Here is a 17,892-nt window from a genome sequence, read left to right as displayed (position 1 = left end):
CCGCCGGGCACCCCTTCCCCGGGCCGGTGCCGTCCCGCCGGTCCACCGGGAGCGCACGTGACCGGCCCGCCCCGCCTCTGTCCGGAGGACCGCCCGGACTTCGACGCCGTGCTGCGCCTGGCGATGGGCACCGCGGAGATCCGTACGGCGCTGTCCGCCGGCCCCGGCGGCCGGGCGGGCGACCGGCTGCGGAGCAGGGCGCTCGACGCCGCCGACGAGATCGCGGCGGCGGCCGGGCCGGAGTACGCCGCCTATCTCGCCGTCCGCGCCGCCGGCCGGCGGGCCGCCGCACCGCGGCCCGCGACGGGGCACCACACCCTGCTGCCGGCGCTCGCCGTGCTCACACCGGTGGTGGCCGCCACCTCGGCGACGTTCCTGCTGCTGTTCGGCTACACGCTCCGGCTCGCGGACCCGACGGCCGCCCTGCCGGGCTCCCTGGTGACGGCGGGCTGGGTGCTCGCCGCGGTGGCGGCGGTCAGTACGCTCGCGGCACTGCTGCGGACGGCCGTCCGCGAGCGGGGCGGCCCGCCGACCCCCGAGCAGGTGGAACAGGCCAGGCTGGACTGGCAGCAGGCGCTGCTCGCCCGGGGCATGCTGCCGCACCTGAACGGGTACGTCCGCGAGGAACTCCCGCACGCCCCCACCCACACCCCAAGGACAGGACCCCCGTGTTCGGACTGAGCGAACTCGTCATCATCCTCCTCGTCGTCATCGCCGTCCTGGCCGTCAAGAAGCTGCCCGGCCTGGCCCGTTCGGCGGGCACCTCGGCCCGCATCCTGAAGGCGGAGGCCCGCGCGGCGCAGGAGGAGGACGAGGCCCGGCCGCGGGTCGTGCCGGGCGAGACGGTGCCCCCGGCCGACCCCGGCGTCGGCCGCGCGCCCGCCCCGGACGCCGGACACCCGGACGACGGGCGCGGCACGCCGGCGTAGCCCGCCGATCGGAGCCCAAGTCCCCTTACAGGCGGGCGCGGTGGGACAGTGCCGCCTCGCGGCGGTCGTTGCAGCGGGAGGACGGGACCCCGGCGACCGTCTCCGGCCGGGCGAGGTGGGCCTGGAGGGCGGCGCTCATCAGCGTCATGAGGAGGTTGACGTCCGCCTCGCACTCCAGACGGACGGTCACCCAGTGCGAACCGGGCACCAGCCGGATCGCGGTGGAGTGCCTGAGGTCGTGCTCGAAGCGGCGGATCGTCCCTGCCGTGAGATGCAGGTCGACGCTGTGTCCGGAGTGGAAGTGCGCGATCTCGGCCCTGGTCGAGCGCAGAGCCCGGCCAATGCCACAGCTGGGCTGGGCCTCCGCGAGGTCCGGCCAGCTCACCAGTCGATCCAGGGCATGCCAGGCCGCCGTCATGCCACCATCATGCGGTGCTCACCCCCCAGCCACCAGGGTTTGAGGGAGACTTAACCGCGCCGTAGCGTGAGAACGCCCGGATCGGGTAAGGCCGGTGGAGCCGCCGCGGCGAGGCCCGGCCGGTCGCGGCGGCCGGGCGCTGCGCGTCAGCGTGCCGTGACCGCCGGCGTCGTCGCCGAGCCGTTCGTCCAGGCGGTGCGGCGGGCCGTGACCTTCACCGTGATCTTCTTGCCCTTGTCGGCCTTGGCCAGGACGTACGTGGACCGGGTGGCGCCGCCGATGGTGACGCCGCTGCGCTTCCACTGGTACGTGTACGAGGTGGCGGCCGGGGTCCAGGTGCCGTGGTTCGCGGTCAGCCTGGCGCCCACCTTGGCCGTGCCGCTGATCGCGGGCGCCTTGGTGGCCTTCAGCGCGGGCCCGGCGGCGACCGTGACGGCAGCGGAGGTGGAGACCACCGAGCCGGCCGCGTTGGCGAAGGTGGCCCGGCAGGCCACCTTGTGGGCGTAGTCGCCGGCCGTCAGCGTGCGCGTCTTCGCCGTCGCGCCCGCGACGGCCTTGCCGTCGCGCAGCCACGACCACGCCGTGGTGGCGCGGTAACCGGTCGCGGCGGCGGAGCAGGTGACCGTGGACCCGGTGCGGACGGTCCCGCCGAGCGTCGCCTTCGTGGTGATGCCCGGCCTGACCAGCAGGGTCTGCGACCGGCCCCACAGCTGGGAGGTGTACGTGCCGCCGCCCGAGTAACGCGCCTCGCGCCACACCACCGTGGCCCGGCCGTCGGGCCCGGCGGCCACCTCGCCGGCCAGGGCGTCGGTGTTGGGCACGGCGGGCACGGGCGCGCTGTTCAGCGCGGTCGCCCGGGTCCACTTGTCGTCGGCGCGCACCGCCCACTGGAGGTAGTTGTCGTCGCCGTTGTCGATGCTCGGCACCTGCGGCCACACCACCTGGACCGTGCCGTCGCCGCCGATCGCCGCCGACACCTGCCACTTCACATAGCCCGTGGACAGCGTCGTCGGGGCGGACCAGGCGCCGGTCGCCGCGGTACGGGTGACGGTCTGCACGACCGGGGTGCCCGCGCCGGTGCTCCAGCCGGTCCACACGTAGGTCACGTCACCGTCGGGCGCGGCCAGCGGTCCGCTGTCGTCGCTGGGGCGGACGGCGGCCGCGGCGGTCTGCGCGGCACCCCACGCTCCCGAAGGGGACGTCCTGGTCACGGACTTGAGGTCGCCGGTGCCCGTGTTCGCGTCGGTGACGTCGAGCCACAGCACGGTGGTGACGTCGTGCGCGTCCATCGTCACGCGCACGTCGCCGGCCGAGGCGTCGGCGCCCGGCAGCGCGGCCGCACCGCTCCAGTCGCCGGCCGCGGTGCGCGTGGCGGTGGTGACGACATGGTCGCCGGAGAAGAAGTCGTAGGCGTCCCAGGCGACGGTGGCCGCGCCGTCGGGCGCCACGGCGAGCGAGAGGTCGTACACCGAGCCGCTGGTGACGCCGCCCCGGGGCGCCGGCGCGGACCAGGCGGCGGCACCGGGCGTGAGGGTCGCGCTCATCACGTCGAAGTGCAGGGCCTGGTCGCCCTGGGTCCATACGGCGGTGAGGGTGCCGTCGGCCGCGGCGGCCAGCTGGGGCGTGGACATGTTCAGGCCGTCGTGGGCGGCGAGCGTGACCGGGGCGGACCAGCCACCGGCCGCCGCGTCCCAGGTGGCGGCGAGGGCGGACAGCGAGCCGTCGGTACCGCTGCCGGTCACCCAGGTCACCACGGCCCGCCCGCCGGCCGTCACGGCCAGCCGGGCCTCGGCGCTCGCGCCGACGCCGGTGAGCAGGGTGTGCGGGGCGCTCCAGGTGTCGCCGCCCGCGGCCTTCACCGCGGCCCGGATCTCCCAGGTGGAGGCTCCGGCGGCCTGGTCGCGCCACAGCGCGAACACGGTGCCGTCGGCCGCCGACCGGACGTCGATCAGGCTCTGCCGGCCGTCGGCGCCGGTCAGCGCGGCGCCGGTGCCCCAGGGGCCGGCCGCGGCGGTGTACCCGGCGGCGGTCGCGGGCAGGACGGGCAGCAGGGTCAGGGCGGTCACGGCCGCGGTCACCGCCACGGCGGCGGCCCTTCGTCCCCGTATGTTCAGTGCCACGACGGATCCACTCCCCGGTTCACCCGCGCCTGATCGCCGATCAAGGTGTCGACGAGGGTGACAGTACCCGGCGGCCGCGCGTAGGAGCAGGTCAGGGGGCTCCCGGAATGATCAAATCCGCCCGGCCGGTACGTCAGTTGTTCCAGGACTCGTCGTACGGGTCCCGTGGGGCCGGCACCGGCTTCGCGGAGGTCACCTCCAGGAACGGGATCGGCCCGTCGTTGACGGGGTCCGCGACGCGGCGCGGGGTGTAGGTGCCGGTGACGGTCAGCCAGGTGTCCGGCTGGAGGACCGGCGGGATGTGGCCGGTCAGGGCGACCTTGACCGGCTGGGCGTCCGCGGCGCAGCAGTTGAGGGCCATCCTGATCAGGTACGGGGTGCCGCCGTGGTCCAGGGCCACGAAGCCGGTGACCTGGACCTCGCGGCCGGCGAGGGTGCGGCCGTGGTCGTAGACGGCGCGGCCCGCGTAGTCGACGAGGCTGAGGCGCAGCGGGCCGGTGGCGGGCAGGGCCGGGTAGGCGAGGGGTTCCTGGAGGGCCGTTCCGGTGCGGGTCGCGCTGTAGGAGCCGAGGGCGGGCGGGGCGACCAGGATCAGGGCGAGGAGGGGGAGGACGAGGAGCCAGGAGATCCGGGGTTCGGGGTGGGTGTGGCCGTCGCCCTCCTGCTCCTGCCTCGCCCTGCGGCGTTCGTACAGGGCTGTCGCCAGGGCCGTGACGATCAGGATCGCGCCGGACGCCAGCAGCAGGGGCCGCAGGCCCGACTTGACGTAGCGGAGGTAGAGGTCGGTGGTGCCGGCGTGCAGGAGGGCCGCGCCGAGCAGGAAGAGGACGGCCGCCTGGGACTGTCGGTTCACAGCAGGACCGCTCCGGTCAGTACGGCCGACGCGACGGCCAGGACGAAGGTCATGGGGGCGAAGCGCAGGGCGAAGCCGCGGCCGAAGGTGCCCGCCTGCATCGCGAAGAGCTTGAGGTCGATCATCGGGCCCACGACCAGGAACGCGAGCCGGGCCGTCAGCGAGAACTGGGTCAGGGAGGCGGCGACGAACGCGTCCGCCTCCGAACAGATGGAGAGGACCACCGCGAGCACGGCCAGGGCCAGGACCGCGACCACCGGGTTGTCGGCGGCCGTACGCAGCCAGCTCTCCGGTGCGACCGCCTTCAGCGTCGCCGCCGCCATCGCGCCCACCACCAGGAAGCCGCCCGCGTGCATCACGTCGTGGCGGACCGCGTCCCAGAACGCGGCACCCTTGCTCTGCCCCTCGTGGTGGGCGTGCGCCGGGGGCCGCATCCAGTCCGTGCGGCCCACCCGCTGCCACAGCCAGCCCATCGCGCAGGCGACGAGGAGGCTGGCGACGAAACGGGCCACGACCATCTCGGGGTCGCGCGGGAAGGCCACCGCCGTCGCCGTCAGCACGATCGGGTTGACGGCGGGGGCGGAGAGCAGGAAGGCGAGGGCCGCCGCGGGGGTCACGCCCCGGCGGACCAGCGCACCGGCCACCGGGACCGACGCGCACTCGCAGCCGGGCAGCACCGCGCCCGCGAGGCCGGCGACCGGGACGGCGAGTGCGGGGCGGGACGGGAGCGCGCGGGCGAAGAACGACGGGGGGACGTAGACGGCGATCGCCGCGGACAGCAGGACGCCCAGCACCAGGAAGGGCAGGGCCTGGATCACGACCGCCACGAACACCGTCGTCCAGCTCTGCATCACCGGGGCGGACAGCGCGCGGCGGATGGGGCTCTGGAGCAGGACGAGCAGCAGCAGGAGCAGGGTCAGGGCGAGGGGTGAGGTCAGCCGGCCGGGCTGCTCCGGCGGGGCCGCAGGGCGCGGGGTCTTCGGGCTCGCGCCCTCCGCGTGCGGGGCCTCTTTGGTGATGGCCACGGTTTCGGGCACCTCCGCCTGTTTCTCGCCTTCCCTCCCCATTCATACGGGAGTTCCACCCCGCACGTTCACCGCCCCCGTGGAACCTCCCGCCCCGGTGAGGCAGTCTTCTCCCTCGTGGGGAGCCTTCCGAATCAGGGCCGGACGCCGGGCGTCGCCGGCGCGCACATGGTGGTGTGCGGTGACGACGGCCTCGCGCACCGCCTCGCCGCCGAACTGCGGGGAGTCTACGAGGAGCAGGTCACCCTCGTCGTACCGCCGGCGGACCGCGCGGTGCGGCCACCGGTCGTCGGGCGGGCCCGCGCGGTGTCGGCGGCGCTCCTGGACCGGGTGGTGAGCGCGGCCGTCAGCCGGGCGGCCGGCACCGGCACCGCCCCGGCCGCCGGTGAACCCGCGGGCGGGGAACGGACGCTGGAGGCCGTCGAGCCCACGGAGGCCGTGCTCGCCGAGGCGGGTGTGGAGCGGGCCGCCGCGCTGGCGCTCGTGTACGACGACGACGAGACCAACATCCGCGCCGCCCTCACCGCCCGCCGGCTCAACCCCCGGCTGCGGCTCGTGCTCCGGCTCTACAACCGGCGGCTCGGGCAGCACATCGAGGAACTCCTGGACCAGGCGGCCGCGTTGGCGTACGGCGGCACGCCGGCGGACGGGGCCGGGGGCCGGGACGGATCCGCGGACGCCTCCACGACCGTGCTGTCGGACGCCGACACCGCCGCGCCCGCGCTGGCCGCCGCCGCCGTCGCCGGGACCACCAAGGTCGTCCAGACGGACCGGCTGATGCTGCGGGCCGTCGAACGTCTCGCCCCCGGCCCCGGGGAGAGCACCGGGCCGGGCGGTCTCGCCACGCTCGCGCTGCTCTCCGCGAACGGCAACGACCCCGCCTTCGCGGACGGTTCCGAGAGCAGCGGCGACCAGGGTCCGCTGCTGCTGCCCGACACCGCGGCGGTGCGGGCGGCGGACGGGCGGCGCGGTTCGGTCGTGCTGGAGCAGGTGTCGTACGCGGCGGGACCCGCGCTGCCGGCCGGGCGGGGGGTCGGGGTCGTCGCGCCGTTCGCCTCGCTGTTCTCGCGGCGGCTGCGCTGGTCGCTGGCCGGTCTCGTGGGCTGTGTGCTCGCGCTGGCGGTGGCGTTGTGGGTGGTGACCGGCATCCATCCGCTGGGGGCGCTGTATCTGACGCTGCTGGACCTGTTCGCCATCAACGACCCGGCGGTCGGGAAGTCCACCGAGCGGCAGGTGCTGCAACTCCTCACCGGGCTGATGGGGTTGCTGCTGCTGCCGGTGCTGCTGGCGGCGGTCCTGGAGGCGCTGGGGACCTTGAGCGGGGCGGGCGCGGTACGGCGGCCGCCGCGGGGCCTGGGCGGGCATGTCGTCCTGCTCGGGCTGGGGAAGATCGGCACCCGGGTGCTGACACGGCTGCGGGAGCTGAACATCCCCGTGGTGTGCGTCGAGGCGGGGCCCGAGGCGCGGGGGGTCGCGGTGGCGCGGCGGCTGCGGGTGCCGGTGGTGCTCGGGGACGTCACCCAGGAGGGGGTGCTGGAGGCGGCGAAGATCCGACGCGCGCACGCACTGCTCGCGGTGACCAGCTCCGACACCACCAACCTGGAGGCCGCGCTGTACGCCCGTACGCTGCGGCCCGATCTGCGGGTGGTGCTGCGGCTGTACGACGACGACTTCGCAACCGCGGTGTACCGGACGCTGCGGGCCGCGCATCCGCACGCGCTGACCCGGAGCCGGAGTGTGTCCCATCTGTCGGCCCCCTCGTTCGCCGGGGCGATGATGGGGCGGCAGATCCTGGGGGCGATCCCGGTGGAGCGGCGGGTGCTGCTGTTCGCCGCGCTGGTGGCCGGGGACCATGCCCCGTTGGCGGGACGCACGGTCGGCGAGGCGTTCCGGGCCGGGTACTGGCGGGTGCTGGCGCTGGACACCGGGGAGGAGGGGCGGGGCGGGTCCGGGCTGGTGTGGGAGCTGCCGGACACCTACGTCCTGCGGGACGAGGACAGGGTGGTGCTCGCGGCCACCCGGCGGGGGCTGGCGGAGCTGCTGGGACGCCGGGGACGGGGTACCGGGGCGGGGTGACACCCCGGAACGACGGGGACGGGGTGGCGGGGCGTGACACGGGAGTCCGCGCCGCGCCCCCGCCACCACCACGGCTACCCGCCCTGCGGACCCAGGTGCCGCTCCGCGAAGTCCAGTTCCAGCCTCACCTGCTTGATGCGTTCGTCCACCACCAGCGAGCCGTGGCCCGCGTCGTAGCGGTATACCTCGTGGTCGGCGCCTCTCATCTCCAGGCGCTTGACGTAGTTGTCGATCTGGCGGATGGGGCAGCGGGGGTCGTTGACGCCGGCCGAGAGGTAGACGGGGGCCGTGACCGCGTCGACGTAGGTGAGGGGCGAGGAGGCGTCGAAGCGCTCCGGGACCTCCTCCGGGGTGCCGCCGAGGAGGGTGCGGTCCATCGCCTTCAGGGCCTCCATCTCGTCGTGGTAGGCCGTGACGTAGTCGGCGACGGGGACCGCCGCGATGCCCAGCGTCCACGCCTCGGGCTGGACGCCCAGGCCGAGGAGGGTGAGGTAGCCGCCCCAGGAGCCGCCGGTGAGGATCAGCCGGGCCGGGTCGGCGAGGCCCGAGGAGACGGCCCATTCCCGTACCGCCTCGATGTCCTCCAGTTCGATCAGGCCGACCCGCACCTTCAGCGCGTCCGTCCAGGCCCGGCCGTACCCCGTCGAGCCGCGGTAGTTCACGCGGATCACCGCGTACCCGTGGTCCACCCACGCCGCCGGGCCCGCCGCGAACGCGTCGCTGTCGTGCCAGGTCGGGCCGCCGTGGATGTCGAAGACGGTGGGCAGGGGTCCGGTGGCCCCGGCCGGCTTCTGGACGAGGGCGTGGATCCGGCCGCCGGGGCCCTCCACCCACACGTCCTGCACCGGGACCGAGCCGGGGGACTTCATACCGGGCGGGTCGAGGACCGGGCCGCCCGTGGTGGAGCGGACGCTCGGCGGCTCGGCGGCGGAGGACCACAGGTACTCCACGCTGCCGTCGGGCCGGGCCGTCGCACCGGACACCGTGCCCGCGGGGGTCGCCACCTTCTCCAGGCCGCCGCCCGCGAAGTCGTAGCGGAACAGTTCGCTGCGCGCCTCGAAGCCGTGCACGATCAGCAGGCCCGAGCCGTCCGGGTACCACTCGGCGCTCACGTCGCCCGGCAGGTCCAGGGCCAGGTCCGTCTGCGTGCCCGTGGCCACGTCCCACACCAGGGGCTCCCAGCGGCCCCGGCGCTGATGGCCGATGAGCAGCCGGGTGTCGCCGGCGACAGGGGCGAAGCCCAGGACCTCCAGGCCCAGCTCCCGGGTGCCGCCCTCGGTGTCGTCCAGCTCGGCGACCGTGGTGCCGTCGGGGCGCAGGACGCGCAGCGCGGAGTGCATCGCGTCGCCGTGCTCGGTGTGCTCGACGGCGATCAGCGTGCCGTCGTGGGAGAGGTCGCCCACGCCCGCCGACTCACGGTGCCGGTACAGCTCGAAGGGCGGCTCCCCGAGGCGTGCCACATGGATCGTCGTGCCGTCCTCGTCGGTGGAACGGCCCACCACCGCCGTCCGGCCGTCGCGGCCGAGGGCCAGGCCGGCCGGGTAGGAGGGGTCCAGGCCGGGCGTGGCCAGTTCGTCCTCGCCGCCCTCGAAGGGCTGGCGGCGCCAGACGCCGAACTCGTCACCGTCCTTGTCGTCGAACCACCAGATCCACGCACCGTCCGGGGAGAGCACGCCGTCCGTCGTGCCGTTCGCCCGGTTCGTCACCTGGCGCTGCTCCCCGGTGGAGCGCTCCCAGGCGTACAGCTCGTACGTCCCCGTCGCGTTGGACACGAACAGGGAGCGGTCCGGTGCGTCCTCCGCCCAGTCGGGCAGCGACACCCGGGGCGCCCTGAAGCGCTTCTCCCAGTCCGGCATCTCCTCGGTCCGCTGCGGCGCGGTGGACCCGTTGCTCTCAGTCATGGCCCCATAGTGCCCGCCCGCGCGGCGGAACGAGCGCCGTGGCCCCCGGCCTGTGGACGACTTCGCACCAAGCTCTCACCCCGCCAGCCGGTTCGGTGGACCCGCCCCGTACCGTGGAGGGCGTGTACCGGTTTCTGCTGACGCCCCGCTGGTGGGGGATCAACGTCTTCGTGCTGCTGGCCATCCCCTTCTGTGTGTTCATGGGCTCCTGGCAGCTGAGCCGGTTCGAGGCGCGGGTCGACGACTCCCGCGACGCCAAGGCGCAGGCCGAGTCCGCCCGCACGGAGGCGGCCCGTCCGCTGGCCGAGCTGCTCCCGGTGGACAAGGCGACCGTGGGCAGGCAGGTCACGGCCACCGGCCGGTACGCCGAGCAGCTCCTGGTGCCCGACCGCGAGGTGGACGGGAAGCAGGGCTCCTACGTCCTGACCCTGCTGCGGACCGACGGCGGCGAGGCGCTGCCCGTCGTCCGCGGCTGGCTGCCCGGCAGCCCCGAGCGGTCGGACATCCCGGCCGCGCCCTCCGGCGAGGTCACCGTCACGGGCGCGCTCCAGGCGTCCGAGCAGCCCGGTGACAACGGTGTGAGCGCCCGCGGCGGTCTGCCGGCCGGGCAGACCGCGGCGATCAGTGCCGCGTCCCTGGTCAACCTTGTGCCGTACGACATCTACGACGCCTGGATGACCCTGACCACCGCCGACCGGGGGATGACGACCGTGCCCGCGAGCGCGGCCCCCGGCACGGGGCTCGATCTGAAGGCGTTCCAGAACCTGGGCTACACCGGCGAGTGGTTCGTCTTCGCCGGGTTCGTGGTGTTCATGTGGTTCCGGCTGCTGCGCCGCGAGGTGGAGTTCGCCCGGGACGCGGCCCTCGGGATCGTCCCCGAGGAGCCGACCGGGCCGGCGGCGGGCGTGGTTCAGGACGAGGCGAGCACGCCCGTCCGGTAGACCGTTCCCGCGCAGGCGTCGGACACCGTCGCCGAGACCGCCGTGGCGCCGTCCTCGGCCGTGTAGGTCACGACGACGCTGCCGTCGGCCGTGCCGTCCTCGGTGAGCAGCTGGGCGGAGGTGCCGGAGCTGGTGTCGCCGGTGGTGCTCACCGGCTCGCTCGGCGAGGGCGAGGGGGAGGACGCGCCTCCGGTGCTGCCCCCGGTGCTGCCGCCCGTGGTGGGGCAGGTCTCGGAGGGCACCCAGGCGAACTTCACGTCGTAGGCGGAGCCCGGGGCCAGCAGGTGCTGGGTGACGTAGAGGGACGGGTCGGGCAGGCCGGCCGCCGCGTCCCCCGAGACGTGTTCCACGACGGTGATCTTCGTGGGGTCGGCCGCGCCCTGGGCGCCGGACGTCACGGAGACGGCGCCGCCGACGGTGCAGCCGGTGCCGGAGACGTTGGCCACGCGGAAGGTGCCGTAGACGATGCCCGCCGCGTCGGGAACGGCGACGGTGCCGCTGGCGGAGCCCAGCTGGGAGGCCGTGCACACCGGGGCGGACGCGGCCGAGGTGGAGGTGTGGTCGGTGCCGCTGCTGGTGCCGGTGCTGTCCGTGCCCTTGCTCTGCCCGGTCTCGGTGGCGCCGTCCTTGTCCTGCTCACCGGCCTTGCCGGAGGAGTCGCCGACCTTGCCCGAGGAGCCGCCGTCGGGGTCCTTGCCCTGACTCGCGCCCCCCTGCGCCTGGGAGGCCTGGCCGGCGATGGAAGGGTTGGCGTCGGAGCCGCCCGCGTTCGAGACGTGGAGCAGGGCGGGGACGGCGGTGCCGACGAAGAGGGCGGCGGCCGCCATGCCGACGACGGCCTGGCGCTTGCGGGCGCGGCGGGCGGGGACGGCGTGGCGGAGGTGGTCCAGCGTCCCGTCGCTCGGTTCCATCTCCTGGACCGCCTGGTGCAGCATCCGGCGCAGCGCCAGCTCGTCCGAGTCGAGCCCTTCAAGACCCTGGTCGTCGAGGGGGTGGTTCACGGTTGAGTTCCCAGCGTGCGATTGCTTCGGCTCTTGGGTGGGGGACGGCATCGGCTCGTGCCACGCGTACGGCTCGTGGCGCTCGTGGGAGTCGCGTCCCTCGGGTTCGTCGCTCACGCCGGCGCCTCCATCGCGATGCGCAGGGCCGCGATGCCGCGCGAGCCGTACGCCTTGACCGAGCCGAGGGATATGCCGAGCGTCTCGGCGACCTGTGCCTCGGTCATGTCCGCGAAGTAGCGCAGTACGAGGACCTCGCGCTGGCGGCGCTGGAGGCCCTTCATCGCCTTGATCAGCGAGTCGCGCTCCAGCTGGTCGTAGGCGCCCTCCTCCGCGCTGGCCATGTCCGGCATCGGCTTGGACAGGAGTTTCAGTCCGAGGATGCGGCGGCGCAGTGCGGAGCGGGAGAGGTTGACGACGGTCTGACGGAGGTAGGCGAGGGTCTTCTCGGGGTCGCGGACGCGCTTGCGCGCGGAGTGGACCCGGATGAAGGCCTCCTGGACGACGTCCTCGCAGGAGGCGGTGTCGTCGAGGAGGAGGGCGGCGAGGCCGAGCAGCGAGCGGTAGTGCGCCCGGTAGGTCTCGGTGAGGTGGTCGACGGTGGTGCCGGCGGCCACGGTCTCCTCGGCGCCGTCACGCTGACTGGGTATGCGGGCGGGCCGCGCTGCGGGCATGGGCGCGATCACCGGCATGCCGCCGCCGGGTGCCCCGGGCACGCGGGGCCGGAGGGCGACACGGGGCGGCCGTAGGGCCGTGCCGCGTGTCGCGGGGAAGTCGAGTACCTCTGCCACGCCTGTTGGACACGCTTCCCCCCGTGGGGGTTGTACGTGTCTGCCGTCTCTTTCGCGCCCGACCGCGAAACCGGCCCCGTTCTCATCCGTCCCGCACTTCCCCTATATCGCATATGGAGGGGCGCCCCCACGCCCGGATCACGGCGTCCCCATGCGCTGTGATCGTTCACACCCCTTGCGCCACCCGAAGGGTGACGACAAAGACGCTCCCCGCCCTGCGCGCGGTTGCGGAGAGCGGGGAGAAAATCTTCGAACGCCATAGGTGTCCGATACAAGTGATCCGGACCGTCGACCGGCTCACATCTATGCCTGTAGATCCTACAAACGCCTCATGCTCTGGCCAGCGGTTTTCCCGCAGGAAACGTCACCGGCGCTCGGCCGCGATCAGTTCGGCGATCTGCGTGGCGTTCAGCGCGGCCCCCTTGCGCAGGTTGTCCCCGCACACGAAGAGTTCGAGCGCGGTGGGGTCGTCCAGGGCCCGGCGCACCCGGCCCACCCAGGTGGGGTCGGTGCCGACCACGTCGGCGGGGGTGGGGAACTCCCCCGCCTCCGGGTTGTCGAACAGGACGACCCCGGGGGCGGTGGCGATGATCTCGCGGGCCCCGTCCACGGTGACCTCGTCCTGGAAGCGGGCGTGGACGGTGAGGGAGTGCGTGGTGACGACCGGGACCCGGACACAGGTCACGGCCACCGGAAGCTTCGGCAGCCCGAGGATCTTGCGGGACTCGTCCCGCACCTTCATCTCCTCCGACGACCAGCCGTCCTCCCGCAACGAACCGGCCCACGGCACGACGTTCAGCGCGACCGGCTCCGGGAACGGCCCGGTGTTCTCGCCGACCGCCCGCCGCACATCACCGGGGTTCGTGCCCAGGTCGGTGCCCGCGACCAGCGACATCTGCTGCCGCAGCGTCTCCACCCCGGCACGCCCGGCACCGCTGACCGCCTGGTACGACGACACCACCAGCTCGCGCAGCCCGTACGCGGCGTGCAGCGCGCCCAGGGCGACGATCATCGACAGGGTCGTGCAGTTGGGGTTGGCGACGATGCCGCGCGGCCGGGAGTGCACGGCGTGCGGATTGACCTCGGGGACGACCAGCGGCACGTCCGGGTCCATCCGGAAGGCCCCGGAGTTGTCCACGACGACCGCGCCCCGGGCGGCGGCGACGGGAGCCCACCGCTCGGCGATCTCGTCCGGCACGTCGAACAGGGCGATGTCGACCCCGTCGAAGGCCTCCTCCGACAGGGCCAGCACCTCGACCTCCTCGCCGCGCACGGCCAGCTTGCGGCCGGCCGAGCGCGGTGAGGCGACGAGACGGATCTCGCCCCAGATGTCCGCCCGCTGGGACAGGATCCGGAGCATGACGGTGCCCACCGCCCCGGTCGCTCCCACGACCGCGAGCGTCGGTCGGGACGTCCCCGGGATCAACGTCCGGTGCCCCCGTAGACGACGGCCTCGTCGGAGTCGGAGTCCAGTCCGAAGGCGCTGTGCACGGCGCGCACGGCCTCGTTGACGTCGTCGGCGCGGGTGACGACCGAGATACGGATCTCGGAGGTCGAGATCAGCTCGATGTTCACGCCCGCGTCGGACAGGGCCGTGAAGAAGTCGGCCGTGACGCCCGGGTTGGTCTTCATCCCGGCGCCGACCAGGGAGATCTTGCCGATCTGGTCGTCGTAGCGCAGCGAGTCGAAGCCGATGCCCGCCTTGTTCTTCTCCAGGGCGTCGATGGCCTTGCGGCCCTCGGCCTTGGGGAGGGTGAAGGAGATGTCCGTCAGGCCCGTGGAGGCGGCGGAGACGTTCTGCACGATCATGTCGATGTTGATCTCGGCGTCCGAGATCGTCCGGAAGATCGCGGCAGCCTCGCCCGGCTTGTCCGGCACACCGACGACCGTGACCTTGGCCTCGGAGGTGTCGTGCGCGACACCGGAGATGATGGCCTGCTCCACCTTCTGGTCCCCAATCGGCTCACTGCTGACCCACGTGCCCTGGAGTCCGCTGAAGCTGGACCGGACGTGGATCGGGATGTTGTAACGGCGGGCGTACTCCACACAGCGGTGGAGCAGCACCTTGGAGCCGGAGGCGGCGAGCTCCAGCATGTCCTCGAAGGCGATCCAGTCGATCTTCCGGGCCTTCTTCACCACCCGCGGGTCGGCGGTGAACACACCGTCGACGTCGGTGTAGATCTCGCAGACCTCGGCGTCGAGCGCGGCGGCGAGGGCGACGGCCGTGGTGTCACTGCCACCGCGGCCGAGCGTGGTGATGTCCTTCTTGTCCTGGCTGACACCCTGGAAGCCGGCGACGATGGCGATGTTGCCCTTGTCCAGCGACTCCCGGATGCGGCCCGGCGTGACATCGATGATCCGGGCTTTGTTGTGGACCGAGTCGGTGATGACGCCTGCCTGGCTGCCGGTGAAGCTCTGGGCCTCGTGGCCCAGGTTTTTGATCGCCATGGCCAGCAGTGCCATGGAGATCCGCTCTCCGGCGGTCAGCAGCATGTCGAACTCACGCCCGGCCGGCATCGGGGATACCTGCTCGGCGAGATCGATCAGCTCGTCCGTCGTGTCGCCCATCGCGGAAACGACCACGACCACCTGGTGGCCGTTCTTCTTCGCTTCCACGATTCGCTTGGCGACGCGCTTGATGCCCTCGGCATCGGCTACGGAGGAGCCTCCGTACTTCTGCACGACAAGGCCCACGTGCGCTCCTCGCTCAGTTTGTCTCTTTCCGCGCCTACGCCGTTGTACCGCGGTCGGCTCAGTCTAACGAGCGCCCGGGAACCACCCCCCGAGTACCGCATCGTGAGATGTGCCGGACGCCCGCCCGAGGACTCCCTTCCCCGGGAAGCGGAAGTGATAGCTGTGAATTAAGTTTCAAGCACTATCGTTCGCCTGTGCGAGTACTCCTGGTGGAAGACGACGAGCCCGTCGCCGAGTCGCTCCGACGCGGACTGAAGCGCTACGGCTTCGAGGTCGAATGGGTCACCACGGGCGCCGCCGCCCTGGCCCACCCCGGCCCGTACGACGTCGTCCTCCTGGACCTGGGCCTGCCCGACACCGACGGACTGGACGTCTGCAAGGCGCTGCGCGGGCGCGGCGACATACCGATCATCGTGATCAGCGCGCGCAGCGACGAGACGGACCGGGTCGTCGGCCTGGAACTGGGCGCGGACGACTACGTCTCCAAGCCCTTCGGGGTGCGGGAGGTCATCGCGCGGATACGGGCCGTGATGCGGCGCGCCAGGCCGCGCACCCCGCAGGAGGCCGGCGGTGGCGCCGACCGCTACGGCGCCCGGCTCACCGTCGACCGCAAGGCGGCCCGCGTCCATGTGGACGGCGAGGAGATCGCCCTCGCGCCGAAGGAGTACGACCTGCTGTCCTTCCTCACCGAGGAGCCGGGCGCGCTGATGTCGCGCGAGCAGATCATGGAAGCGGTCTGGGACGCGAACTGGTTCGGCCCCACGAAGACCCTGGACGTGCACGTGGCGGCGCTGCGGCGAAAGCTCGCCGGGGTGGTCACCGTCGAGGCGGTACGCGGTGTCGGCTTCCGCCTGGAGATCGTGAACAGCGCCCCAGAGGGGAACGGCACCACGCCGTGATCAAACAGCTCATCCGCAGCTATGTGCTGCTGGTCGCCGTGGCGATCGGCCTGTTCACCGTGCCGGTGGCCTTCACGCTCACCGCCCAGCTCCGCGGGGACACCGAGGTGTCCGTGCAGCGCGAGGCGACCACCATGGCGCTGCTGCTGGCCAACGGCGACACCGCCTCCTGCCAGGCGCTGGAGCGGATGGCCGCCGCCTACGCCGAGGAGACCCACGACGAGGTCCAGGCCACCGCCGGCGCCGGTTGCGCGGCGGACGTCCCGCGTCCCGCGCGGGACGCGGCCCTGGCGAAGGCCCTGGACCGGGGAGAGCCGACCACCGACTGGGGCTCGGACGTCATCTGGGGCCCCGAGCTGGTGATCACCGTGCCCGCGAAGGACGACGGCCGGGTCGTCGGTGCCGTACGGATCGTGTACTCCACCTCCGGACTCACCCACAGGCTGTGGACGATCTGGGGATTCCGGGCGGGCCTCGCGGTGGCGGTGCTCGGTGTGGCGGCGCTGATCGGCGCGGTCGTCGCCCGCCGTATCACCCGCCCCCTGCGCCAGCTCAACGACATGGCGAGCAAGTTCAGCGACGGCGACCTCACGGCCCGCTCCCCCGTGACCGGCCCCCAGGAGACTCGGACCCTGGCCCGCACCCTCAACGCGGCGGGCGAGCGCCTGGACACCCTGATCGCCTCGCAGCGCATCTTCGTCGCGGACGCCTCCCACCAGCTGCGCACCCCGCTCACCGCGCTGCGGCTGTCCCTGGACAACATCGCGGACGGCGTCGACGACGAGTTCGTGCGCGAGGACGTGGAACAGGCCACCGCCGAGGTGGTCCGGATGAGCCGGCTGGTCAGCGGACTGCTGGTGCTGGCCCGGGCCGAGGCGAAGGTCACGGCGGCCGAACCGCTGCCGCTGACCGACATCGTGACGGAACGTCTGTCGGTGTGGAGACCGGCCGCCGACGAGCGCGGAGTCACCATCGCGCTCAGGGGGAGTGCCGACGACCGGCCGTCCGTGCTGGCCAGCCCCGGCCATCTGGACCAGGTGCTGGACAACGTGCTCTCGAACGCCCTGGAGGTCTCCCCGGACGGCGCGGCGATCACCGTCCGGACGGAGTCCCGGGGCGACAAGGTGGTGCTGTCGGTCCTCGACGAGGGACCGGGCATGTCGGACGCGGAGAAGCCCCGCGCCTTCGACCGCTTCTGGCGCGGCCAGGGCCTCACCGGGCGGTCCGGCTCCGGGCTCGGCCTCGCCGTCGTCAAGCAGCTGGTGACGGACGACGGCGGGACGGTGGCGCTGGCGGACGCTCCCGGCGGCGGCCTGTGCGTGCGCATCACCCTCCGGGCAGCGCCCCGCACAAGCTGATCTGGCCGATCTGGCCGATCAGGCGGATCTGGCGGATCAGCTCTCCGGCATCGCCGACGAGTGGTGGTTGACGATCTTCCACCGGCCGTCGCGCTTCTCGTACGCGTACGTGTAGCGGGCCTCGACGACGCGCTTCTCGCCGGTCCGCGGGTCGGTCAGGGTGAATGCGTAGACACCGGTGTCGATGGCCGAGTCGCTGTCCAGGACGTCGACGACCGTCCGGATCTTGTGGCCGGCCGGCTTGTTCGCGAGGAAGTGCTCGAAGTAGTCGACGATGCCGGCGCGGTCGGTGCGGATCTTGTTCGAGACGGTGGGCAGCAGGACCGCGTCCTTGGCGTAGCGGTCCGCGACCGTGTCGGCGTCACCGGTGCGAAGTGCCGCGTTCCAGCCGTCGAAGAGGGCGGCGATCTCCTTCTTGGTGGGCTTGCGGGAGGTCTCCGTGCCGGCCGCGCCGACCCCGACGGTCACCGTGGCGGCGGTGACGAGGGCGGTGGCGGTGACGAGAGCGGCGCGTATGCGGGTCTTGCGGGTCATCGCAACTCCTGTGCGGATGGTGCTGGTTGGGATGACCCAAGATTCGCGTTCGGCCGGCCAGCGCCCGTGCAGCCGTCGTACAGCGCAGGTACAAGACCGCTCCAATTCTCAGCCGGACACCCGCTTCCCCCGGTCCCGCAGCAGGCCGACCCCGGCACCGAGCGAGACGACCCCCATTCCCGCGGCGGTCGCCACCGCCTGGGTCCCGTCGACCGCGAAGGGCGCGACGGCGGCGACGGCCAGGTTGAAGAGGAAGAGGAACCACAGGACGGGGCGGGAGGAGAGCAGGGTCTTCACGGTTGCGTTTCCTTGCGTGCGGCGGGACGTGCTGACGAGATCAACGATCCCGTCCCCG

General features: G+C 73.2%; 17 protein-coding genes. 6 read left to right on the top strand and 11 right to left on the bottom strand.

From position 1 onward, the window contains the following. Positions 1-57: 57 nt before the first annotated feature. On the top strand, positions 58-681 hold the full coding sequence (locus tag IE275_RS13610; protein WP_189711321.1) for a hypothetical protein: 624 nt from the start codon (positions 58-60) through the stop codon (positions 679-681). Continuing rightward, positions 669-929 carry a twin-arginine translocase TatA/TatE family subunit gene (locus tag IE275_RS13605; protein WP_189711319.1) on the top strand — a complete coding sequence of 87 codons (261 nt, stop codon included), beginning with the start codon at positions 669-671 and terminating at the stop codon, positions 927-929. Before IE275_RS13610 ends, IE275_RS13605 begins: the two co-directional genes overlap by 13 nt. Before the next feature lie 25 nt (positions 930-954). On the opposite strand, the gene IE275_RS13600 is transcribed toward IE275_RS13605, so the two are convergent. The 4 genes from IE275_RS13600 to IE275_RS13585 all read right to left on the bottom strand — a co-directional run bounded on the left by IE275_RS13600 (position 955) and on the right by IE275_RS13585 (position 5,345). Continuing rightward, positions 955-1,347: a luciferase domain-containing protein gene (locus IE275_RS13600; protein WP_189711317.1), complete on the bottom strand. Its 393-nt coding sequence runs from the start codon at positions 1,345-1,347 to the stop codon at positions 955-957. Between the two features lie 146 nt (positions 1,348-1,493). Continuing rightward, positions 1,494-3,467: a hypothetical protein gene (locus tag IE275_RS13595; protein ID WP_189711315.1), complete on the bottom strand. Its 1,974-nt coding sequence runs from the start codon at positions 3,465-3,467 to the stop codon at positions 1,494-1,496. 133 nt (positions 3,468-3,600) lie between these two features. Further along, positions 3,601-4,320 (bottom strand): TIGR03943 family putative permease subunit, encoded by a 720-nt coding sequence (locus IE275_RS13590; protein WP_189711313.1) that lies wholly within the window; start codon positions 4,318-4,320, stop codon positions 3,601-3,603. Next, a complete protein-coding gene (locus IE275_RS13585) occupies positions 4,317-5,345 on the bottom strand; it encodes a permease (RefSeq protein ID WP_229870224.1) in 1,029 nt (342 codons plus the stop codon). The genes IE275_RS13590 and IE275_RS13585 overlap by 4 nt, the downstream gene beginning before the upstream one ends. Before the next feature lie 168 nt (positions 5,346-5,513). Here IE275_RS13585 and IE275_RS13580 point away from each other — a divergent pair, with 168 nt between their 5' ends. Beyond that, positions 5,514-7,421, top strand: a complete 1,908-nt coding sequence (locus tag IE275_RS13580) for an NAD-binding protein (RefSeq protein ID WP_189711588.1) — start codon at positions 5,514-5,516, stop codon at positions 7,419-7,421. Between the two features lie 74 nt (positions 7,422-7,495). Here the strand turns inward: IE275_RS13580 and IE275_RS13575 are convergent, their stop codons facing one another. Next, the gene (locus tag IE275_RS13575) at positions 7,496-9,322 is read right to left on the bottom strand and encodes a S9 family peptidase (RefSeq protein WP_189711309.1); all 1,827 of its coding nucleotides are present in this window, start codon (positions 9,320-9,322) and stop codon (positions 7,496-7,498) included. A gap of 122 nt (positions 9,323-9,444) precedes the next feature. Between IE275_RS13575 and IE275_RS13570 the strand changes: the two genes are divergently transcribed. Then, positions 9,445-10,263, top strand: a complete 819-nt coding sequence (locus IE275_RS13570) for an SURF1 family protein (protein WP_189711307.1) — start codon at positions 9,445-9,447, stop codon at positions 10,261-10,263. Here IE275_RS13570 and IE275_RS13565 read toward each other — a convergent pair. The 4 genes from IE275_RS13565 to IE275_RS13550 all read right to left on the bottom strand — a co-directional run bounded on the left by IE275_RS13565 (position 10,233) and on the right by IE275_RS13550 (position 14,746). Then, the gene (locus IE275_RS13565; protein WP_229870223.1) at positions 10,233-11,381 is read right to left on the bottom strand and encodes a hypothetical protein; all 1,149 of its coding nucleotides are present in this window, start codon (positions 11,379-11,381) and stop codon (positions 10,233-10,235) included. The two genes, IE275_RS13570 and IE275_RS13565, sit on opposite strands and share 31 nt — an antisense overlap. Next, complete coding sequence (locus IE275_RS13560) at positions 11,378-11,953, bottom strand: SigE family RNA polymerase sigma factor (protein ID WP_189711586.1); 576 nt, start codon at positions 11,951-11,953, stop codon at positions 11,378-11,380. Before IE275_RS13560 ends, IE275_RS13565 begins: the two co-directional genes overlap by 4 nt. Before the next feature lie 463 nt (positions 11,954-12,416). Beyond that, on the bottom strand, positions 12,417-13,475 hold the full coding sequence (locus IE275_RS13555) for an aspartate-semialdehyde dehydrogenase (protein ID WP_189711585.1): 1,059 nt from the start codon (positions 13,473-13,475) through the stop codon (positions 12,417-12,419). Then, the gene (locus IE275_RS13550) at positions 13,475-14,746 is read right to left on the bottom strand and encodes an aspartate kinase (RefSeq protein ID WP_189711305.1); all 1,272 of its coding nucleotides are present in this window, start codon (positions 14,744-14,746) and stop codon (positions 13,475-13,477) included. Before IE275_RS13550 ends, IE275_RS13555 begins: the two co-directional genes overlap by 1 nt. A 194-nt stretch (positions 14,747-14,940) precedes the next feature. Between IE275_RS13550 and IE275_RS13545 the strand changes: the two genes are divergently transcribed. Together IE275_RS13545 and IE275_RS13540 are read left to right on the top strand one after the other, a co-directional pair. Continuing rightward, positions 14,941-15,645 carry a response regulator transcription factor gene (locus tag IE275_RS13545; protein ID WP_189711303.1) on the top strand — a complete coding sequence of 235 codons (705 nt, stop codon included), beginning with the start codon at positions 14,941-14,943 and terminating at the stop codon, positions 15,643-15,645. Further along, complete coding sequence (locus tag IE275_RS13540; protein ID WP_189711301.1) at positions 15,642-17,003, top strand: HAMP domain-containing sensor histidine kinase; 1,362 nt, start codon at positions 15,642-15,644, stop codon at positions 17,001-17,003. Before IE275_RS13545 ends, IE275_RS13540 begins: the two co-directional genes overlap by 4 nt. Before the next feature lie 36 nt (positions 17,004-17,039). On the opposite strand, the gene IE275_RS13535 is transcribed toward IE275_RS13540, so the two are convergent. Together IE275_RS13535 and IE275_RS13530 are read right to left on the bottom strand one after the other, a co-directional pair. Further along, positions 17,040-17,537, bottom strand: a complete 498-nt coding sequence (locus tag IE275_RS13535) for an SgcJ/EcaC family oxidoreductase (protein WP_189711299.1) — start codon at positions 17,535-17,537, stop codon at positions 17,040-17,042. A gap of 108 nt (positions 17,538-17,645) precedes the next feature. After that, a complete protein-coding gene (locus IE275_RS13530; protein WP_189711297.1) occupies positions 17,646-17,834 on the bottom strand; it encodes a hypothetical protein in 189 nt (62 codons plus the stop codon). Between the last annotated feature and the right edge of the window lie 58 nt (positions 17,835-17,892).

Source organism: Streptomyces phaeofaciens (assembly GCF_014648915.1).
Taxonomy (GTDB): Bacteria; Actinomycetota; Actinomycetes; order Streptomycetales; family Streptomycetaceae; genus Streptomyces; species Streptomyces phaeofaciens.
The sequence above is the reverse complement of the archived record's forward strand: the minus strand, read 5'-3'. Positions and strand labels throughout refer to the sequence as shown.